Source organism: Paenibacillus cineris (assembly GCF_018333335.1).
GTDB classification, from domain to species: Bacteria; Bacillota; Bacilli; order Paenibacillales; family Paenibacillaceae; genus Paenibacillus_AQ; species Paenibacillus_AQ favisporus.
Window position 1 is genome coordinate 2,698,500 of record NZ_BORU01000001.1, and the last position, 16,485, is coordinate 2,714,984.

A 16,485-nucleotide genomic window follows, 5' to 3' on the forward strand; every position below is an offset into this window, starting at 1 on the left:
CGGACATCGGAGAAGCTGAAAACATGTGCCCATTTGCTGCCGCCAAACGGCGGCTTTTTTTAATCCTTCGCTTGAACTAAAATCTAATTAAATGTAAGTAAGAAGAAAGGGGGACTGGTGCATGAAAGCATTGCCGACCATTCCACTAGACAGGCTGCTGTTACGTCCTTTTTGCCTAGACGATGCCAAGGCTGTTCAGGAATTAGCCGGGGATCCCTACATCGCTGACATGACGTTATATATTCCTCATCCCTATGAAGATGGCATAGCGGAGAATTGGATTGCATCCCACCAAGATCAGTTTGAGCAGGGACGATCCCTCGAGCTGGCTATCGTACATAAGGAAGGACAATATGTGATCGGTGCCATCTGCATCGCATTCCATCAGCCATTTGACCATGGCGAACTTGCTTATTGGATCGGGAAGCCCTATAGCAATCATGGTTATTGTACCGAAGCCGCAAAGGGAATCGTTCGGTACGCCTTTGAAGAAATGAGGTTAAACCGCGTATTTGCGCGTCATTTTGGCAGGAATCCCGCCTCGGGTAAAGTGATGGCTAAGGTGGGGATGAAATATGAAGGCACGTTACGACAGCATGCTAAAAAGCAGGGGGAATACGAGGATCTTGTGTATTATGGACTGTTGAAAGAGGAATATCTTTCGATGAAATGACCGGCAGCGGGTCACATGCTGCATGATCGGCTGCCGGAAAGTACTAATTAAAGAACGGATTGTATCGCGCAAAGTTGAATTCGCAAACGGCTACCTGCTGACTGCACGCCATGCATCCAGCTGTCTCTGCACTTCTTTTCGCACGTCTTCAATACCTGCCTGCTTCAGTTCATGATTAAACTTGGGGAGGATCGCTTCCACATCGACGGAGCCCGTCATCAGGCTGGGGTAGTATTTCTGCCAGACCATCTCGATGTTATCGGTTTGAGCCGTCATTTTGCTAAGATCCGGCGTAAATCCGAGCACGGCCGACTTGACGACTCCAGCGTTATATTGACGGAACTGCTCCCATTTATCGAGGGGATCCGGGTAGTCGCCGCCCATCGTATTCAGGATAAACCAATTTCCCTGAGTATACTGTACTCCAGCATAACGGGACGAGCCATCGGCTCCATCCTTATCTTTTGAGGAGATGGGGACAACCTGCCCTTTGGCATCAAGCGTGTAGTGCACGCCCTCAATACCGTAATTAAATAAGTTCCGTATTTCCGGATCCGTGTTCAGCAGATTCAAAAACTTGATGCTCTCGGCGGGATGCTTGGTGTTGGCATTGACCCCCATAATTCCTCCCCGGACCGATTCCGTGGTGACAACGCTCGGCGTGACGGGATTCGCCACAACCTTGTAGCCGCGGTCCTTGCTCCAGGTCGTCTCCGAAAGGGGACCGCCGCCGGAGGATTTCCAGAATACTTTGGCGCCCCGCTTCAAGCCTCCGGGTTCCCGCAGCGCGGCGTCCTTGTTAATGAAGCCTTCCTTGTAATAACGTCGCAGCGTATCCAGAATCCGCCGCGCTTCCTTGGTTTCAAATATATTGACCACCTTAGCGTTCGGGTCGAGCGATTTGATCATTAATGGAATTTTGTTGTTCATGATGTACTCATAACCGTCGAGTGCGAAGAAATTGTGCGAATCCCGATCGAGCTCCATCGGTACGTAATCCGGTTCTTTCTGTTGAATCATCCGGAGAACAGGCTCAAGTGATTGCAGCGTATCGTACTTGGAAATATCGATATGGTACTTATCCACGATGGAAGCAGGGTACATCCACTGATCGCGCACCGCCAGCTCTTTATTGGTCGGAATGCCGTATATACCGCCGTCATTCATGCGTACGCCCTGCCAAAAGATCGGATCAACCTCGTCGTACATCTCCTTGCCCAGTCCCTGAAGGTAGTCATCCAGCCTCAGCCAGGCACCGCGCATCGCCGTGGGGGCGTAATCGGGAACAAAGGCGATGTCGAATGGACTGCCGGCGGATATGAGCGTGTGCAGCCGATCTTCATATTCCTGCCAACCGACCTTGATGTACGTGACGGTGACGCCGATTTTGGGTGCCATGATTTCGTTAATCTTATCGTTGACGAGCTGCAAATCCTTATCAGGTTCTCCAATTGTATAATAAATCAGATTGACCGGTGCGCCGTCATCGGAGTCGCTATTTTGGCCGGACTGACGAAAGCAGCCTGTCGATGATATGAGCAGCAATATCAGAGAGAGGGTCATTAAGAGCGGCTTGCGTCTATCATTCATGACCACCAGCAGCCTCCTTTCCGAAAAGTACGCAGCTTAAGCTTTTCCACGGAGCTCGGAAGGAGACTTTCCGAAAAAGCTATGAAAGTGCGTATAGAAATAATTGAGATTGTTGTAGCCGACGGAAAACGCGATATAAGATATTTTCTCTTCGGTTGAACGGATTCGGTCTTCTGCGAGCAGCATCCGGTATGCCATGAGGTATTCCGAAAACTTCATACCGGTTTCTTTAAGAAACAGCTGTCCCAGGTAAGTACTGTTCATTTGGAAGCGCTCCGCTACGGATTTTAACGTTATGTTCTGGGCGTATTCCATCTTGATCATCAGCAAAATGCGGTTGACGAGCTTGGAAAGGTGCTCATATTGAACCCCTAATACGGGATCCCTGTTCAGGTTCTCGCTGTTCCTATCGCCGATCGTACCGTTAAGATCCTCGACAATGATTTTCTCAATGACTTGCTGCAGCTTGGTGCGCTCCACCGGTTTGAGCAGATAGTCTTTGACACCGCAGCGGATGGCTTCCTGAGCATATTTGAATTCACTATAGCCGCTCATTATAATGTATTTCGTCGGGATCTTAAATTCGTTAAGCCTGCTGATGGTCTCATACCCGAGTGTCTTGCCAATGCAGACATCAAAGATGGCCACGTCCGGCTGCAGGTCAACCACTTTGGTCATGGCTTCCTCAGTCGTTTCACACGTTTCAATGCGGCCAAACCCGTATTGGTTCCAGTCCAGTATCCGTTTCATGCCCTCCAAAATTTGAGGCTCGTCATCCACAATCATCAACTTGTACATGTTCAATCACCTCTTTTTGATATCCGTACCGTTATCTTGACCCCGGCTTCCTCGTTATTCGCGATTTCAATCGTACAGCCGTCCCCATAGAAGAAATGCAGCCGCGTATATACGTTGCGGAGCCCGATACTTCCGGAGGAAGCGTCATCCTGGTTAAACAGCGTGCGCCGAACGGTATTTAAACGCTCCGCCGGGATTCCCTGCCCGTTATCCACAAATTCAAGCACATAACCGTCATCGGCTTCCCAGCCATTAACGACATACAAATTAAACTCATGACCGGCATCGAAGCCGTGGATGAAGAAATTTTCCGCGAGCGGCTGCATCCAAAATTTAACGGTCGGGATCGAGAGGAGGGCCGGTTCGACATTGACCTGATAATAAAAACGTCCCGGATACTTAAACTCCATAATCTCCAAGTATTTCTGCAGCAGTTCCAGTTCGCTGGCAATCGAAATGATATTTTCCTTCTTCACGATTTCGCGGTAGAGCGTCCCTAAAGTCGCAATGGCATCGGCGGTATCTGTGTCCCGGTTGACCAGCGCAGTAGAGCGGATCACCTCCAGCGTATTGTACAGGAAGTGCGGATTAATCTGGTTCTGAAGCGCTTTCATTTCGGTTTCCTGCTGCTTTATTTTCAGCAAATATTCATTGCGGATGTACTTATCCAGCTGCTGTATCATATCATCCAACTCACGGGCGATCATTCCGTATTCGTTTCTCCGGTACCGGGCCGGGCGGCTCGTCGTAAAATTGGCCGTTTTGACACGTCCGATCGACTGGATAATGCGGTGAAGGAAGAGGGCATCATCCCGTAAATTGTAGACAATGAGAAGCAGTACGCTGACCATCGCGGCCAGCACAATCAGGAAGAGGGTGATCAGCATCCCGGCATGCTGACGAATCAGCGTGGACAAATCGATGATGCTGACGAATTTGAAATTAAACTTGGTGGAGGCGAAGGTGACATAAAATATCGGCTTCAGCATTCCCCTTGAAATAATACCGTGTGTGCGTCCATTTGCCGCAGCCAGGCGGGACATCTGCTCCAAATCTTCGCCGTGTCCGCCGATCAGGTAGATATCGCCGGCAGCACTGACGGCCGCAGCTTCGCCAACCCGGAAATTTTGGACCGATCTGAAAACCTGCTCACTGCTGACCAAAAAGCGCAACTCTCCGAATTCCTGAGAGCCCAGCGTAGGATTCGACAGTTTCTTGCGGTATACGAAGCCTTTCGTAATCGTGTCATGAAAAGCCTCATCTTTATTCGGAAGTCCGAACGTATAACTGGCGATACCGTTATCGTTAAAGCGTACTACATTGCCGTATTCGCCGGTGTGCAGGCTGATCTGCGTAATCTCGCCCTGCGCCCAGCTGTATAAGTAGGTCTTAAGATCTTCGGGAAAGGAAACCAGCGGCTGCGAGTAGATGCTGTGATCCAGCCTGCTGGTCAAGTAACCTTCAGCGCTGCTGCTCGCAAAGCTTCTGGCATCGTCGAGCAATCCCGGATTGGAGTAAATCCGCTGCATGTAAGCCTCGATACGGTCGGCGTCATACTGCAGTTCATTCTCCACGCGCGAGAATGCGTTCGCCGCCTCGATCCGGGCATTGCCGACCCATTGGTTGAGCAGCATGGCACAGGTCAGTGTGCCCAGCGTGAGTCCGATGCTCACGACGAAGATGACATAGGCGATAAACTTGTGGCGGTAAATTTTGATTTGCAAAAAAGAGCCCATAATACACCTCGATTGACAGCAACTCGTCGAAAGCATGAATGCTAATCCCAATGTACCACGATTAGTGCAAAGGTACCACGATTAGTACGAAACTTCATCGATGGGAAGGAAAAAGCATCCCTTAAGAGAGTCTCATTAAGGGATGCGCTTCCATTTCTTTTACTTGAAGTAGTTATCGATTTGCTCTTGAGCCGCTTTCATAATCGTGTCCATGCCGGCCGACTTCAGTTCAGCGGTAATCTTCGGCACCATTTTCTCCGGATCGGATGCGCCGGTAATAAGCTCATACTTGTATTTGTCCCATACGGCTTGGCAGTTCGCTACTTCGGTCTGCAGATTGCTGATGTCCAGCGCGAAGCCAAGGATCGTGGAGGAGGAGGCCGCTTCGTTCAACTTTTTAACTTGTTCCCATTGATCTTCCGGAGCGCCTTTCGTCACCGCCAGATTAAAGAACGTGCCTTGGGTGTAAGCAGCCAGCGGCCAAGTATCGGTTGTACGCTCGATGACCTTTTCGCCGTCGACGTTCTTGTAGTCTACGCCCAGCTCGCCAAAGGCCAGCATGTTGCGCAGCTTCGGATCGGTGTTGACCAGTTCAAGGTACTTCAATGCTTCCTTCTGATATTTCGAATTCGCCGAAATCGCGTTCAAAGAACCTTGAATCGTACTCGTGGTGTAGATCGGTCCGTAATGCTGAACCATGTCGTATTTCTGGACGTTATCATTGATCTGCCAGCTGATTTCGGCGCCAGGGAAGGCTTGTGCCGCAAAGAAAGGTCTGCCTTTATCAGCTTCGGTTTTGGTCGGAGCATCCGGATTGATGATGCCGTCTTGATACCATTGATGCAAAAGCTTCAGATTAGCCATAACGTCAGGCTGTTCCAGAACGGAAACGACCTTGCGCGATGCATCGTCCGCTTTCACGCCGATCGGAGGGAAGCCCAACGTTAAATCGTCATAATCGTTAAAGAATCCGTTCAGGCCTTCACCTTGGGTCATCGGCAGCGGGTAGAAGCTTTTACCTTCCCCGGCCTTCATATCGTGAAGCGGCTTATCCAGATCCTGCAGCGTCTTGATGTTGTTGATGTCGATATTGTACTTCTGCACATACTTGTCATCGAATACCCAATACTGCGTCAACGCGGAATCTTTATAGGTCGGTACGGAATAATATTTTCCGCCGATTTTGGTGCCGTCCCATACGTTTTGCGGAATCAGTTTGTACAGGTCAGGCGTTTCGCTTTGTACCAGATCGGTAATATCGGCAAAAGCGCCCATCGCAACCTGCTTGCTGTACTTTCCGCTGTTCGTGAACATGATGTCGAAAGGCTCGCCGGTATTGACGATGGTGTTCATCTTCGTATCCCATTCGCCCCAGCTGGCGACCTTGATGTCCACTTTCACGCCGATCTTTTCGGCCGTGTAGGCATTCATGGCGTCAACCGCCTTACTGAAGTTGCTCGGCACCTGGCCGCCGATCGTCCACCAGACCAGCGTCGGAACATCCTTGGTCGTTGTCGAAGTTTCCTTCGTCGGCTCCTTGGTTGTTTCCGATCCATCGGCTGTAGAAGAAGGCTTCGAACCGCCGCAGGCCGCCAGAGCTGTGGCCAACAGGGTCAGCAAACAGAGCGTCGAGATGAATCTGAAAGATCTTTTCATTCCAAATCCCCCTTATAGATGTTGAATCACCGTGATTAGCAGTGATTTATCATAAACCAAGATGTCTTGGCTTATTTCGTCATTATCCTTTAACGGCACCGACCGTAAGCCCGGAGATAAAATACTTCTGGAAGAACGGGTAGGCGCAGGCTACAGGCAAAACGATGAGGATCGCAACAGCCATCCGCGCGGATTCCTTCGGCATCGTCGCAACAAGTACGGCGTAGCTGACGCCCATGCTTGCGGCATTCTTTGCCAGGGCATCGACATTGCTCATCAGGCTGTTGAGCAGGGCCTGCAGCGAGTACAGGTTCTGGTTATCGATATACAGCATCGATTGAAACCAGTCGTTCCAGTAGGCGAAGCAGAGAAACAATCCAATCGTCGCGATCACAGGCAGCGAGATCGGGAGGACGATAGAGAAGAAGATCCGCAGCTGGCTCGCGCCATCGATTTCCGCGGATTCGATGAGTCCGTCGGGAATCGTGCTTTTGAAAAACGTTTTGCAGATGATCACGTTAAACGAGGAGACGGCCAGCGGCAGAATCAGAGCCCAGATGCTGTCTTTCAGACCCAATAAATTCGTATTGATAAAGTAGCTGGACACCAAACCGCCGTTGAACACCATCGGAATGAATACGATCCAGGTCAGAAACCCCTTCAGCTTGTAGTTGGGGCGGGAAATGACGTAACCCATGGATGCGGTCAGCAGGACGCCGAGCACGGTCCCTATCACAGTGACAAGAACCGACACACCGAGCGCCCTCAAAATCGTCGTCCCCTGTTTGGCGATATAGGCGTATGCATCACCCGATAGTACGGTCGGCAGTAAATGATATCCCGTCTCACGGATCGAGTCTTCACTGGAAAATGAGATGGACAGAACCACAACGACAGGAATGACACAGATCAGCGCCAAGACGATAAATATCAGATGGAAAATGACGTCGACGACTCTGTGGGTACGATTAAATTTCTCCAGGCCCGTATCGTAAGCCGTTCTTGTTGACATCGACCCTACCTCCTTACATCATTGCGCTTTCCGGATCGATTTTGCGGACAATCCAGTTAGCGATCAGAATGGTGGCACAGCCCAGGACGGACTGCACGAATGCAGCAGCGGAGGCCATCCCGACAGTAGCGGTTTTCAGCTGCTTGTATACCATGACATCGATGGTCGTAGACACGTTGAACAAGGAATTGGAGTCCCGCGTGACCTGGTAGAACAAGCCGAAATCGGTGTAGAAAATGCGCCCGACCGCCAAGATGAACATCATGACGATGACCAGCTTCAGCATCGGCAGCGTAATAAATCTCGTCTGCTGCCAGATCGAGGCGCCATCGATAACCGCGGCTTCGTAATACGTGCTGTCAATGCTCGTGATGGTGGCCAAGTAGATAATCATTCCGTAGCCAAGGCCTTTCCAGACGTTTAAGAGAATCAGGAAGAACGGCCAGTATTTCGGTTCCATGTACCAGTTCACCGGATCGCTGCCCATACTGACGAGCATTTGGTTGACGATCCCCTTATCGAAGCTTAGGAAAGCCCAGCCTACGGCGGATACGACTACCCAAGATAAAAAATAGGGAAGGAACATCATCGTTTGATAGATTTTGCTGGCCTTCCGGCTGTGCAGCAGTCCTACCATAATGGCGAATAGAACAGGGAGGACGATGCCTAGAACGATAAAGATCAGGTTGTATCCAATCGTGTTGCGGATAATGATCCAAGCATCGTTCGATTTGAACAGGAACTCGAAGTTTTTGAAGCCGATCCACGGGCTGTTGAACACATTGCTCAGGAATCCGCCGCTAATTCTAAAATTTTTAAAGGCGATAATGATCCCAAACATAGGCAGAAAGCAGAAGAGGATATACCATATGGTCGTCGGCAAGGCGAGCAGGGTCAGTTCTGTATCCTGCTTGTGCCAACGCGGACGTAAGCGCTTACGTTTGTGGCTTTGCTCGGCTTTTGAACTCATGTTAGTCACTCCTTCCGGTGGTTTCTCTATTGCAGCTTGCGCTTCGTAAATTCATTGTATAAAAGGAAGATTCCATGCTTCCAGATAACAAACTTGATACTATAGTCAAAAAACGTTAGGTGACTATGATTTTTTTGTCGAAATAAACGTATAAAGGCACCCGGTTTCTACGACCGGATGCCTTTTTTTAAATAGTGAATTAAGAATCTTATTTGAATGATAATCGATGGGATCATCTTAAAAAGCGTTAGCCGAACATCTTCTAACCGTCCAACAAATTAGACACGAACCAGGGCTTGATGACCGGAAGAACGGTCTCCGGGTGCATGGCTTTGGTATGGTCCATCCCATCTCCCTTTAAGATACGAACGTCCCAGCCCATTTCTTCTAAAGCTTGTTGGTTTCGCTGCAATATCCCGGCAATGTCCACAGTGACGCCGCCGAAGTTTTCCCCATACACGATCGTATCTTTCTCTCCGGCAAAAGCCAGCTTCGGAACGGCCGGGTTCAGACTCACCGCCCGATCGTCAAAATCCATCAAATGCTGGTATAGCGTCATAAACTGTTTGGTCTGATTCGTGTCGATCTTGACCTGAACCTGGTCCCAATCCACCTTTTCCGGACTGCTCGAATCCTGCCAATCTTTCATTATAGGGGTATATTGATTGCGTGCAGCTTGTTCATAAGTGCTGCGGGTCACCACCATCATTTCTTTATAGGGCCCGTCCAATGGCGGAAATCCGCCCATGATCAAGCTCTCCAGCCGCTCCGTACGGATAGCCAGCTGCAGACCGACCAGCGCCAGCCAGGAGTAACCATAATAGCTAAAATGGAGGACATTCATGTCGTTGGCGATGAACAGCAGATCTTCTACGATCTGGTCTGGTGTCAGATGGTCGGGATTGGGGTGCTTCATGCGATGGCCTTCATAGTCAAAGTACAAGACTTGGAACATATCAGCCAGTCCCTCGACGAAATGCTGTCCGGATTCGGGGTCGACCCCCCACAGCTTCAGGCTTTCAGCTTCTTGGCCGTACACGGATTCTTTGGCGACAGGCAGTATGATTGTTTTGCCTCTGGATCGTCCTGCCAAACCAACTTTGATTTCGGATGAATCCTTGAGCCTGATGACTTTTTCCATTTATTTCACTCCCCAATGGTTTATACAGTCATCATATAACATTCATGCAATCTTTCGGTTTCGCGAATTAACTATCCTGATATACTTGAACTAATGGCAAAACTATATTGTTGTAGCACTTGAAGGTTCAACTTTAAACTATATCTCAGATCCTTCTCCAAGAATCCGTAAATTGCTGGATTCTACGCAGCCCTTCAGCGATTTCCCTCTCTGTCAGATTCCCGTATCCGAGTACCACCTTGCCGGGGGAGCGGCCTTTTAACACCGCATAGTCTTCAAAAGATGAGAGGCGGACGCCGAGCCCTTCCATGTTGTGCCAGTCCATCGGCCCGTAAGCATCCTGCTTAAAATGGAGCTGGACATGCATTCCTGCTTCGTCACCCAGCAGTTCAACGCGGTCGCCGAATAAGCGGCGGCATTGTTCCGCGATAAAGAGGCGTTTTCGTTTGTATATCGCTCTCATTTTGTGAATATGCCTGTCAAAATGCCCGTCCAATATAAAACGCGCAAGTGCCGATTGCATGATACCGGAAGTTGTCAGGTTTAGCTCCGTTTTGGTGCGAATGACCTGCTCGATCAGTTCCGGGGGGACAACGAGGAATCCGATCCGCAGGGCGGGCGACAGCGTTTTGCTAAACGTGCCTGCATAGATGACCTTGCTCGGGGCAAGAAGCTGCAGCGGAGGGACCGGCCCGCCTTTATGCCGGAACTCGCTGTCATAGTCGTCCTCTATGATATAGTGTCCAGCTTTTTCAGCCAGCGCAATAGCCATCTGCCTCCGTTGAATCGAAAGAATGCTACCTGTAGGGTATTGGTGGGAAGGCGTCAGCACGATCAGACCGGCAGGAAAGTTATGCTCGATCCGTTGGATCTGCATACCTTGATGATCAACCTCGATCGGATGGACAGTATAGTTTAATCTTTGGAAAATATCACCGACAAACCCGATCGTCGGCTCTTCGGTGTAAACCGTATGAAAACGGTCCGAGAAGGTAGACGCCAGCAGCAGGATTCCTTCGGAGGTTCCCGACGTAATGACGATTTGGTCCATGCTGCACGCCATGCCTTTGACCCGGTACAAATAATCGGCAATGGCCTCACGCAGTGCAGGCAGCCCTTGAATATTGCCATACGAAAATATGTTTTCCACCGCCGAATCGGTCATCTCCCGTACGTATTTGCTCCAGAGCCTGCGGGGGAAATGAGACAAATCAGGCAGACCTCCGTCAAAGTCAATGAGCTTCGGTTTCTTAGGGACGGACTCGGATCGAGCGGTTGATGCTGAAGAAGGCATAGGGTCGATTTTCATAGCTTTGCGGGTTTCGATGCCCTCAGCGACAAACGTTCCGGAGCCGGCTCTGGACGTCAAATACCCTTCGGCGGTCAATTGCTCATACACTTCGATCACGATGTTGCGCGCTATCCCAAGGTCCAAGGCGGCCCGGCGCGTCGGCGGCAGCTGGAGACCGGGTGTGAGTGCACCACTCTCAATTTCCTGACGCAGGTAACTGCATAGCTGCTTGGTGACCGAACCTGCCCCTGCAGCAGCTCTAAATCCGAACATAGCCATGTCTCCTTTACATTGGTTCTTCTTATATACAATTTTTCGGCACTTATGATGACCAATTATCACCATTATACGGAAGCTGAAGAACACGCACAAAGGGGATGAAAGGATGTTTAAACGTGCAATGGATGCCGAGGTTGGGCAGATTGCCGAGCTTGTGGCTTTGAAAGAAGAGGAACTTTCAGATTGATTAACGTAAGATATATTATGTAAACTTTAATTAATTTGATAAAAATTTATCATGCTGAAGCCGCCTGCCTTGCGGCTTTTTTTACGCAATTAAAGCGTGGGTAATCCATGTCCTTATCAAAAAAACAAATTCCGACATGTTTCGCGCACTTTTGCAAAAAAATGATTGAAACCGTTTTAAAAATGTAATATAATCTTATCACGATAATAAATTATTATATTGATAAATTTTATAACAACACATAAGGTTTACAGGGAAGGAGACCATCCGTACATGAATGATAACCGGCAGTTCCTTGAGAAGTTTTTTCCAATTGCCTCATTTATTGCGGCTATTATTGGGCCCAAATGCGAGGTCGTAGTCCATGACATCAGCGATCCGGAACGATCGATTATTTTTATTGAGAACGGTCACATCAGCGGGCGTAAGGTAGGAGACGCGTCAACGGACTTGGTCTTGAAACTGCTGAAAGCGGAAGCATACCGGGAAGAACAGTTTATCGCCAACTATAAGGCTTCGGGAAAGATGGGGCAAAGCTTCAGATCGTCCACCTTTTTTATCAAAAACGACGACAACGAGCTCGTCGGGCTGATGTGTCTGAACATTGACATCACCCACATGGAGGCTGCCGCAGAATGGATTCAGCATATTTTACAAGGCGGTTCGCCGCTTCCTCCAGCTTCAATTGAGGCTCCACAGGAAGACAAACAGTCCAAGGAATATTTGCAGGGCAACGCGGATGATCTGCTTACTCATATGATCGCATCCGTGATCAGCAAAATAAACATTCCTGTCGACCGGTTATCCTCACAAGAGAAAATCGAGCTCGTGCGTGAGTTAAACGAGCAGGGGGTATTCTTGCTGAAAGGCGGCGTTTCCCAAGTCGCCGCAGCATTAGCGATATCCGAGCCTACTGTCTACCGTTATTTGCAAAAGCTTAAGTAATCAGGAACTGGCATACGCAGGATCAAGGGAAGGTGACATCCATGAAATATAATTTTGACCACATCATCAGCAGATACGGAACGAACAGCGCCAAATGGGACGGAATGGCCCAATCCCAGGGGAATGACATGATCGCACTGTCCGTCGCGGACATGGATTTGCCGGCGCCGCCGGCCGTGGTGGACCGGATAACGGAAATGGCCAGACACGGCATTTACGGTTACACCGATCCGTTCCCGCCATATTACGAAGCGGTACAAGGCTGGCTGTCCAAAGCTTATGATTGGCAGGTGCCGCAGGAATGGATCGTATTCTGCCCACGAATCGTACAAGCCGTCTCGGTTCTGATTCAGAACCTGACGGAGAAGGGGGACCGCATCCTCATTCATACACCTGCTTATCAGCCCGTCGCGAAGGCGGTAGCGATCAATGGCAGGCAGTTGGTTGAAAGTCCGCTGCTGCTTGTGAACGGACGATATGAGATCGATTTTGCAGATATGGAAGCGCAAATGAGGGAAGGCGTGAAAATGGTCATGCTAGTCTCCCCGCATAATCCCACCGGAAGGGTCTGGACGATCCATGAGCTGGAGCGGATCAGTGAGCTGTGCATCCAATACGATGCGCTGATCGTATCCGATGACATCCATGCGGATTTCATCCATCAGGGGCACGAGCATACCGTGATCGCCAAGCTGACGGAGCAGGTGGCAGACCGTTCGATCATTTGCACATCCCCGGGAAAAACGTTCAATCTCGCGAGTCTGGAAATCGCCAACATCATTATTCCTAACGAGCAGCTGCGGAAACGCTTTAAAGATGGGCTGCAGCAGGCAGGGATTCATAATCCGACCTTTTTTGCCGTGCCTGCCCTGGAAGTGGCCTATACGGCTTGCGATGAATGGCTGGACGAGCTTCGCGCATATATAACGGACAACATCGCCTATACGATCGATTTTATACAGACGCATATGCCCGAACTTAAAGTCATTCAGCCTGAGGGTACCTATTTATTGTGGGTGGACTGCACCGCCTGCGGGAAGGTTGAAAGCGATTTAGTGGATTGGATTCAAAACAAGAGCAGGGTTAGTGTCAGCTACGGAATCTCATTCGGGGCGATTGGCGAAGGCTATATCCGCATGAACGTTGCCACTCCGAGGTCTCTTCTTCGGGATGCGCTGCAGCGTATGGCAGATCATTATCCTCTGCACGAGAAGTAGTTCACAATTCATTTATCCCAGGGGGAATACAACGATGACAGAGCAAACGAAGGGAAAACAAATCAAAGAACCGACGCTGTTTTTGGCCTTACTTCCGATCATAACGATGGTGGTACTGCTGTGCTTGGGATACGTCATGTTCGAGCTGCCGCCTGAACCGCTCATTATTGCTTCAACGGTTATCGCGGGGATCATTGCAGTTAGGCTGGGGCACAGTTACAACGATATTTTGAATTCCATTGCCCAAAAAATAGCCAAAACGATGCCGGCCATTCTAATCCTGATTGCCGTAGGGTTGATGATCGGGGCATGGATGGTGGGCGGCACGATTCCGATGATGATTTATTACGGGCTCAAAATTATCAACCCGCAGTTTTTGCTCATCACCGCCTTTTTGGTGACTTCGGTCGTATCGGTCTGTACCGGTACGTCCTGGGGTTCTGCAGGAACGATCGGGGTAGCATTTATGGGCGTTGGCGCCGGACTGGATGTGAATCTGGCAGCCGTTGCCGGTGCGGTGGTTGCCGGTGCCTACTTCGGCGACAAGCTGTCGCCGCTATCGGATACGACGAATATCGCGGCCCTGTCCACAGGCGTAAACTTGTATGAGCATATCGGTCATTTGCTGTACACGACGCTGCCTTCGTTTATCGTAGCCGGAATCGTCTATGTCATCACAGGTTTGAATACACATACGGCAGGTGCAGGTATCCCTGAAAAAGTAGGGACCATTATGGATACGCTGGGCACGATTTACCACTGGAATTTACTGCTCATCGTCCCGATCCTCATCGTGTTGTACGGCTCGATCCGGAAAAAGCCTACGCTGCCGGTCATGCTGCTGTCTTCAGCCTTTGCCATGGCGAACGCATTGATATTCCAGGGCTTCACATTGCATGATGTAGTAAGTTCTGTATTGAACGGGTTCGATATCGGGATGGTTCACGTCCAAGGATTCGATCCGGCTGCGGTCATTCCGGATGTACCGAAGCTTTTGAACCGCGGTGGAATGAACTCCATGATGGGAACATTGTTAATCTGTTTCAGCGCAATTACGTTTGCCGGCACCATATCGCTCACCAAATCGCTTGAGCTGATCGTGAACCGAATCCTGAAGCATGTACGCTCGACAGGGTCCATGATCGTTGCAACGATCGTGACCGGATTGACAATGATCGGCGTCACAAGCAACGGCCAAGTGTCCATCCTGATGCCGGGCGAAATGCTGCGCGAAGCATACATCCGCCGTGGACTGCATCCAAAAAATCTCGGTCGGACCGTCGAAGACTCCGCTGCGATTACGGAACCCATCTTGCCATGGACGGCAGCAGGCGCCTACATGGCCGGTACGCTGGGCGTCGCAACGCTCTCCTATCTGCCATGGGCCATGCTGTGCTGGACAGGGATCATTTTCGCCATGATCTGGGGCTTCACTGGTTTTGGGATCGCCAAACTGACGCCGGAACAGCAACAAGAAATGCTGCAAGAATATGACGGTCCGAATGCAGAAGAGTTGAATTTGAATACAACGGCTCCGACGAAGGCAGCCCATACGAACTAACGATAACCTTAATTTCCATTCAGGTACTTGCAAAAATACGGTTGATACACGCCAAGTTTTTGCAATTCCCATAAATATAAACGTGCTTCAAGCACGACAAGGAGAGAGAAACCATGACATCACAAGAGAGACGAACTATTGCAACGACCGAAGCTCCGGGGGCTATCGGACCATACTCCCAGGCAGTTCAAATCGGTAATATGCTGATTACATCCGGACAACTCGGTATGGACACAACAGGCGTGTTCCCAGCATCCGTAGAGGAACAGACACAGCGATCGCTCCTCAATGTAAAAGCTATTCTCGAATCAGCGGGCTTTACCATGAACGATGTGATTAAAACGACGGTATTTTTGCAGGATATGAACGATTTTCAGAAAGTCAATGAGGTGTACGCCACGTTCTTCACAGAACCTTATCCGGCACGCAGTGCGGTTCAGGTAGCCAAGCTGCCAAAGGGTGGTCTGGTGGAGATCGAAGTGATTGCCGTCAGGGCTTAATTTGAAAATGTAGATATAACAGCCTCTGGGTTCTCCAAGGGGTTGTCCTCTTTTCGCGGGACTAAATGCAGCACAACAAAAGCTGGCCAAGATCGGCCAGCTTTTTAATAGGTGTATACATAATGGTTAAATAGATGCGATGGAGCGGCTTACTTTACTCGAATTTCCCTTCAAAAACAAGTTCGTTCAGCGGGCGGCGGTCATTTGGCACTTCGCGCTGCTGGATTGCTTCCGGAAGTACGGATTTATCGCCCAGGTAGCCGAGAGCAATCACGGCGTGAAGCTCGATGTGATCCGGTACGTTCAATATGTCACGGGCTTTATTGCGGTCAAAACCGCCGATGGCATGCGTATGCAGACCGAGGATCGTCGCTTGAATCGCCAAGGAAGCCCAGGCTGCGCCGGCATCAAAAGCGTGCGCACCGTTCGGGTCGCCGTTTTCTCTAAGCTTGTCGGAAGCGACTACAATGAGAACTGGCGCACTGGATGCCCATGTTAAATTGAATTCGTTTAAAAATGAATGAAATGTGCTGAGCTGCTCTTCGGTTTTAGCGACGATAAAGCGCCAAGGCTGATCATTATAAGAAGAAGGAGCCCAATGTGCGGCTTCAAGGATGGTATAAAGGTCCTGATCACTGACTTTACGGGTGGAAAAAGCCCGTGTAGACCAGCGATTTAGAAATAGCGGGCTTACCGGGTAGTCGGATTTGCGCTGTCCTTGCACCTCCGGCAAAATTTCATTGACGATGGATTGAACGTTGCTCATATGCGATTTCTCTCCTTTTTAAATAAATATCTGCAGTGTTGTCATTGCTGCTTACTTAAACTTACGTACTAATTAAATATAATTAAATATATGACTTAACTTGGATATAGTCAAATCAAAATCTTTAATGGATGATTAGGTATATTTACAGAATGACCATGGC

General features: G+C 49.6%; 14 protein-coding genes. 5 read left to right on the forward strand and 9 right to left on the reverse strand.

All coding sequences use genetic code 11. From position 1 onward, the window contains the following. Nucleotides 1-121 precede the first annotated feature (121 nt). Complete coding sequence (locus KI379_RS12615) at nt 122-673, forward strand: GNAT family N-acetyltransferase (protein WP_076165569.1); 552 nt, start codon at nt 122-124, stop codon at nt 671-673. 90 nt (nt 674-763) lie between these two features. Here KI379_RS12615 and KI379_RS12620 read toward each other — a convergent pair whose 3' ends face one another. From KI379_RS12620 to pdxR, 8 genes are all read right to left on the reverse strand, one after another. Next, nucleotides 764-2,263 carry an ABC transporter substrate-binding protein gene (locus KI379_RS12620; RefSeq protein WP_144025333.1) on the reverse strand — a complete coding sequence of 500 codons (1,500 nt, stop codon included), beginning with the start codon at nt 2,261-2,263 and terminating at the stop codon, nt 764-766. A gap of 36 nt (nt 2,264-2,299) precedes the next feature. Continuing rightward, entirely contained in the window at nt 2,300-3,061 is a 762-nt protein-coding gene (locus KI379_RS12625) for a response regulator transcription factor (protein WP_076165565.1), read from the reverse strand. Between the two features lie 2 nt (nt 3,062-3,063). Further along, nucleotides 3,064-4,797 carry a sensor histidine kinase gene (locus tag KI379_RS12630; RefSeq protein ID WP_212983763.1) on the reverse strand — a complete coding sequence of 578 codons (1,734 nt, stop codon included), beginning with the start codon at nt 4,795-4,797 and terminating at the stop codon, nt 3,064-3,066. A gap of 159 nt (nt 4,798-4,956) precedes the next feature. After that, nucleotides 4,957-6,453: an ABC transporter substrate-binding protein gene (locus KI379_RS12635; RefSeq protein WP_076165563.1), complete on the reverse strand. Its 1,497-nt coding sequence runs from the start codon at nt 6,451-6,453 to the stop codon at nt 4,957-4,959. Nucleotides 6,454-6,535: 82 nt separating this feature from the next. After that, nucleotides 6,536-7,465 carry a carbohydrate ABC transporter permease gene (locus tag KI379_RS12640; protein WP_076165561.1) on the reverse strand — a complete coding sequence of 310 codons (930 nt, stop codon included), beginning with the start codon at nt 7,463-7,465 and terminating at the stop codon, nt 6,536-6,538. A 13-nt stretch (nt 7,466-7,478) separates the two neighbouring features. Then, on the reverse strand, nt 7,479-8,435 hold the full coding sequence (locus KI379_RS12645) for an ABC transporter permease (RefSeq protein WP_076165559.1): 957 nt from the start codon (nt 8,433-8,435) through the stop codon (nt 7,479-7,481). A 262-nt stretch (nt 8,436-8,697) separates the two neighbouring features. After that, nucleotides 8,698-9,576: an alpha/beta fold hydrolase gene (locus KI379_RS12650; RefSeq protein ID WP_212983764.1), complete on the reverse strand. Its 879-nt coding sequence runs from the start codon at nt 9,574-9,576 to the stop codon at nt 8,698-8,700. Nucleotides 9,577-9,721: 145 nt separating this feature from the next. After that, a complete protein-coding gene (gene pdxR, locus KI379_RS12655; RefSeq protein ID WP_212983765.1) occupies nt 9,722-11,140 on the reverse strand; it encodes a MocR-like pyridoxine biosynthesis transcription factor PdxR in 1,419 nt (472 codons plus the stop codon). Nucleotides 11,141-11,606: 466 nt separating this feature from the next. On the opposite strand from pdxR, the gene KI379_RS12660 reads away from it, so the two are divergent. The 4 genes from KI379_RS12660 to KI379_RS12675 all read left to right on the forward strand — a co-directional run bounded on the left by KI379_RS12660 (nt 11,607) and on the right by KI379_RS12675 (nt 15,556). After that, nucleotides 11,607-12,278 (forward strand): helix-turn-helix transcriptional regulator, encoded by a 672-nt coding sequence (locus KI379_RS12660; protein ID WP_089547296.1) that lies wholly within the window; start codon nt 11,607-11,609, stop codon nt 12,276-12,278. Between the two features lie 41 nt (nt 12,279-12,319). After that, nucleotides 12,320-13,495 carry a MalY/PatB family protein gene (locus KI379_RS12665; protein WP_212983766.1) on the forward strand — a complete coding sequence of 392 codons (1,176 nt, stop codon included), beginning with the start codon at nt 12,320-12,322 and terminating at the stop codon, nt 13,493-13,495. 34 nt (nt 13,496-13,529) lie between these two features. After that, nucleotides 13,530-15,056: a Na+/H+ antiporter NhaC gene (gene nhaC, locus KI379_RS12670; protein ID WP_212983767.1), complete on the forward strand. Its 1,527-nt coding sequence runs from the start codon at nt 13,530-13,532 to the stop codon at nt 15,054-15,056. Between the two features lie 113 nt (nt 15,057-15,169). Next, a complete protein-coding gene (locus KI379_RS12675; RefSeq protein WP_212983768.1) occupies nt 15,170-15,556 on the forward strand; it encodes a RidA family protein in 387 nt (128 codons plus the stop codon). Between the two features lie 154 nt (nt 15,557-15,710). Here KI379_RS12675 and KI379_RS12680 read toward each other — a convergent pair whose 3' ends face one another. Next, the gene (locus tag KI379_RS12680; protein ID WP_212983769.1) at nt 15,711-16,322 is read right to left on the reverse strand and encodes a nitroreductase family protein; all 612 of its coding nucleotides are present in this window, start codon (nt 16,320-16,322) and stop codon (nt 15,711-15,713) included. Nucleotides 16,323-16,485 lie beyond the last annotated feature (163 nt).

Bases quoted from the DNA above. Each gene is read 5' to 3' on its own strand.
- KI379_RS12625 (WP_076165565.1), bottom strand. From the start codon at position 3,061: ATGTACAAGTTGATGATTGTGGATGACGAGCCTCAAATTTTGGAGGGC.
- KI379_RS12660 (WP_089547296.1), top strand. From the start codon at position 11,607: ATGAATGATAACCGGCAGTTCCTTGAGAAGTTTTTTCCAATTGCCTCA.
- KI379_RS12620 (WP_144025333.1), bottom strand. From the start codon at position 2,263: ATGAATGATAGACGCAAGCCGCTCTTAATGACCCTCTCTCTGATATTG.
- KI379_RS12630 (WP_212983763.1), bottom strand. From the start codon at position 4,797: ATGGGCTCTTTTTTGCAAATCAAAATTTACCGCCACAAGTTTATCGCC.
- KI379_RS12645 (WP_076165559.1), bottom strand. From the start codon at position 8,435: ATGAGTTCAAAAGCCGAGCAAAGCCACAAACGTAAGCGCTTACGTCCG.
- KI379_RS12650 (WP_212983764.1), bottom strand. From the start codon at position 9,576: ATGGAAAAAGTCATCAGGCTCAAGGATTCATCCGAAATCAAAGTTGGT.
- KI379_RS12615 (WP_076165569.1), top strand. From the start codon at position 122: ATGAAAGCATTGCCGACCATTCCACTAGACAGGCTGCTGTTACGTCCT.
- KI379_RS12665 (WP_212983766.1), top strand. From the start codon at position 12,320: ATGAAATATAATTTTGACCACATCATCAGCAGATACGGAACGAACAGC.
- KI379_RS12635 (WP_076165563.1), bottom strand. From the start codon at position 6,453: ATGAAAAGATCTTTCAGATTCATCTCGACGCTCTGTTTGCTGACCCTG.
- KI379_RS12640 (WP_076165561.1), bottom strand. From the start codon at position 7,465: ATGTCAACAAGAACGGCTTACGATACGGGCCTGGAGAAATTTAATCGT.
- pdxR (WP_212983765.1), bottom strand. From the start codon at position 11,140: ATGTTCGGATTTAGAGCTGCTGCAGGGGCAGGTTCGGTCACCAAGCAG.
- KI379_RS12675 (WP_212983768.1), top strand. From the start codon at position 15,170: ATGACATCACAAGAGAGACGAACTATTGCAACGACCGAAGCTCCGGGG.
- KI379_RS12680 (WP_212983769.1), bottom strand. From the start codon at position 16,322: ATGAGCAACGTTCAATCCATCGTCAATGAAATTTTGCCGGAGGTGCAA.
- nhaC (WP_212983767.1), top strand. From the start codon at position 13,530: ATGACAGAGCAAACGAAGGGAAAACAAATCAAAGAACCGACGCTGTTT.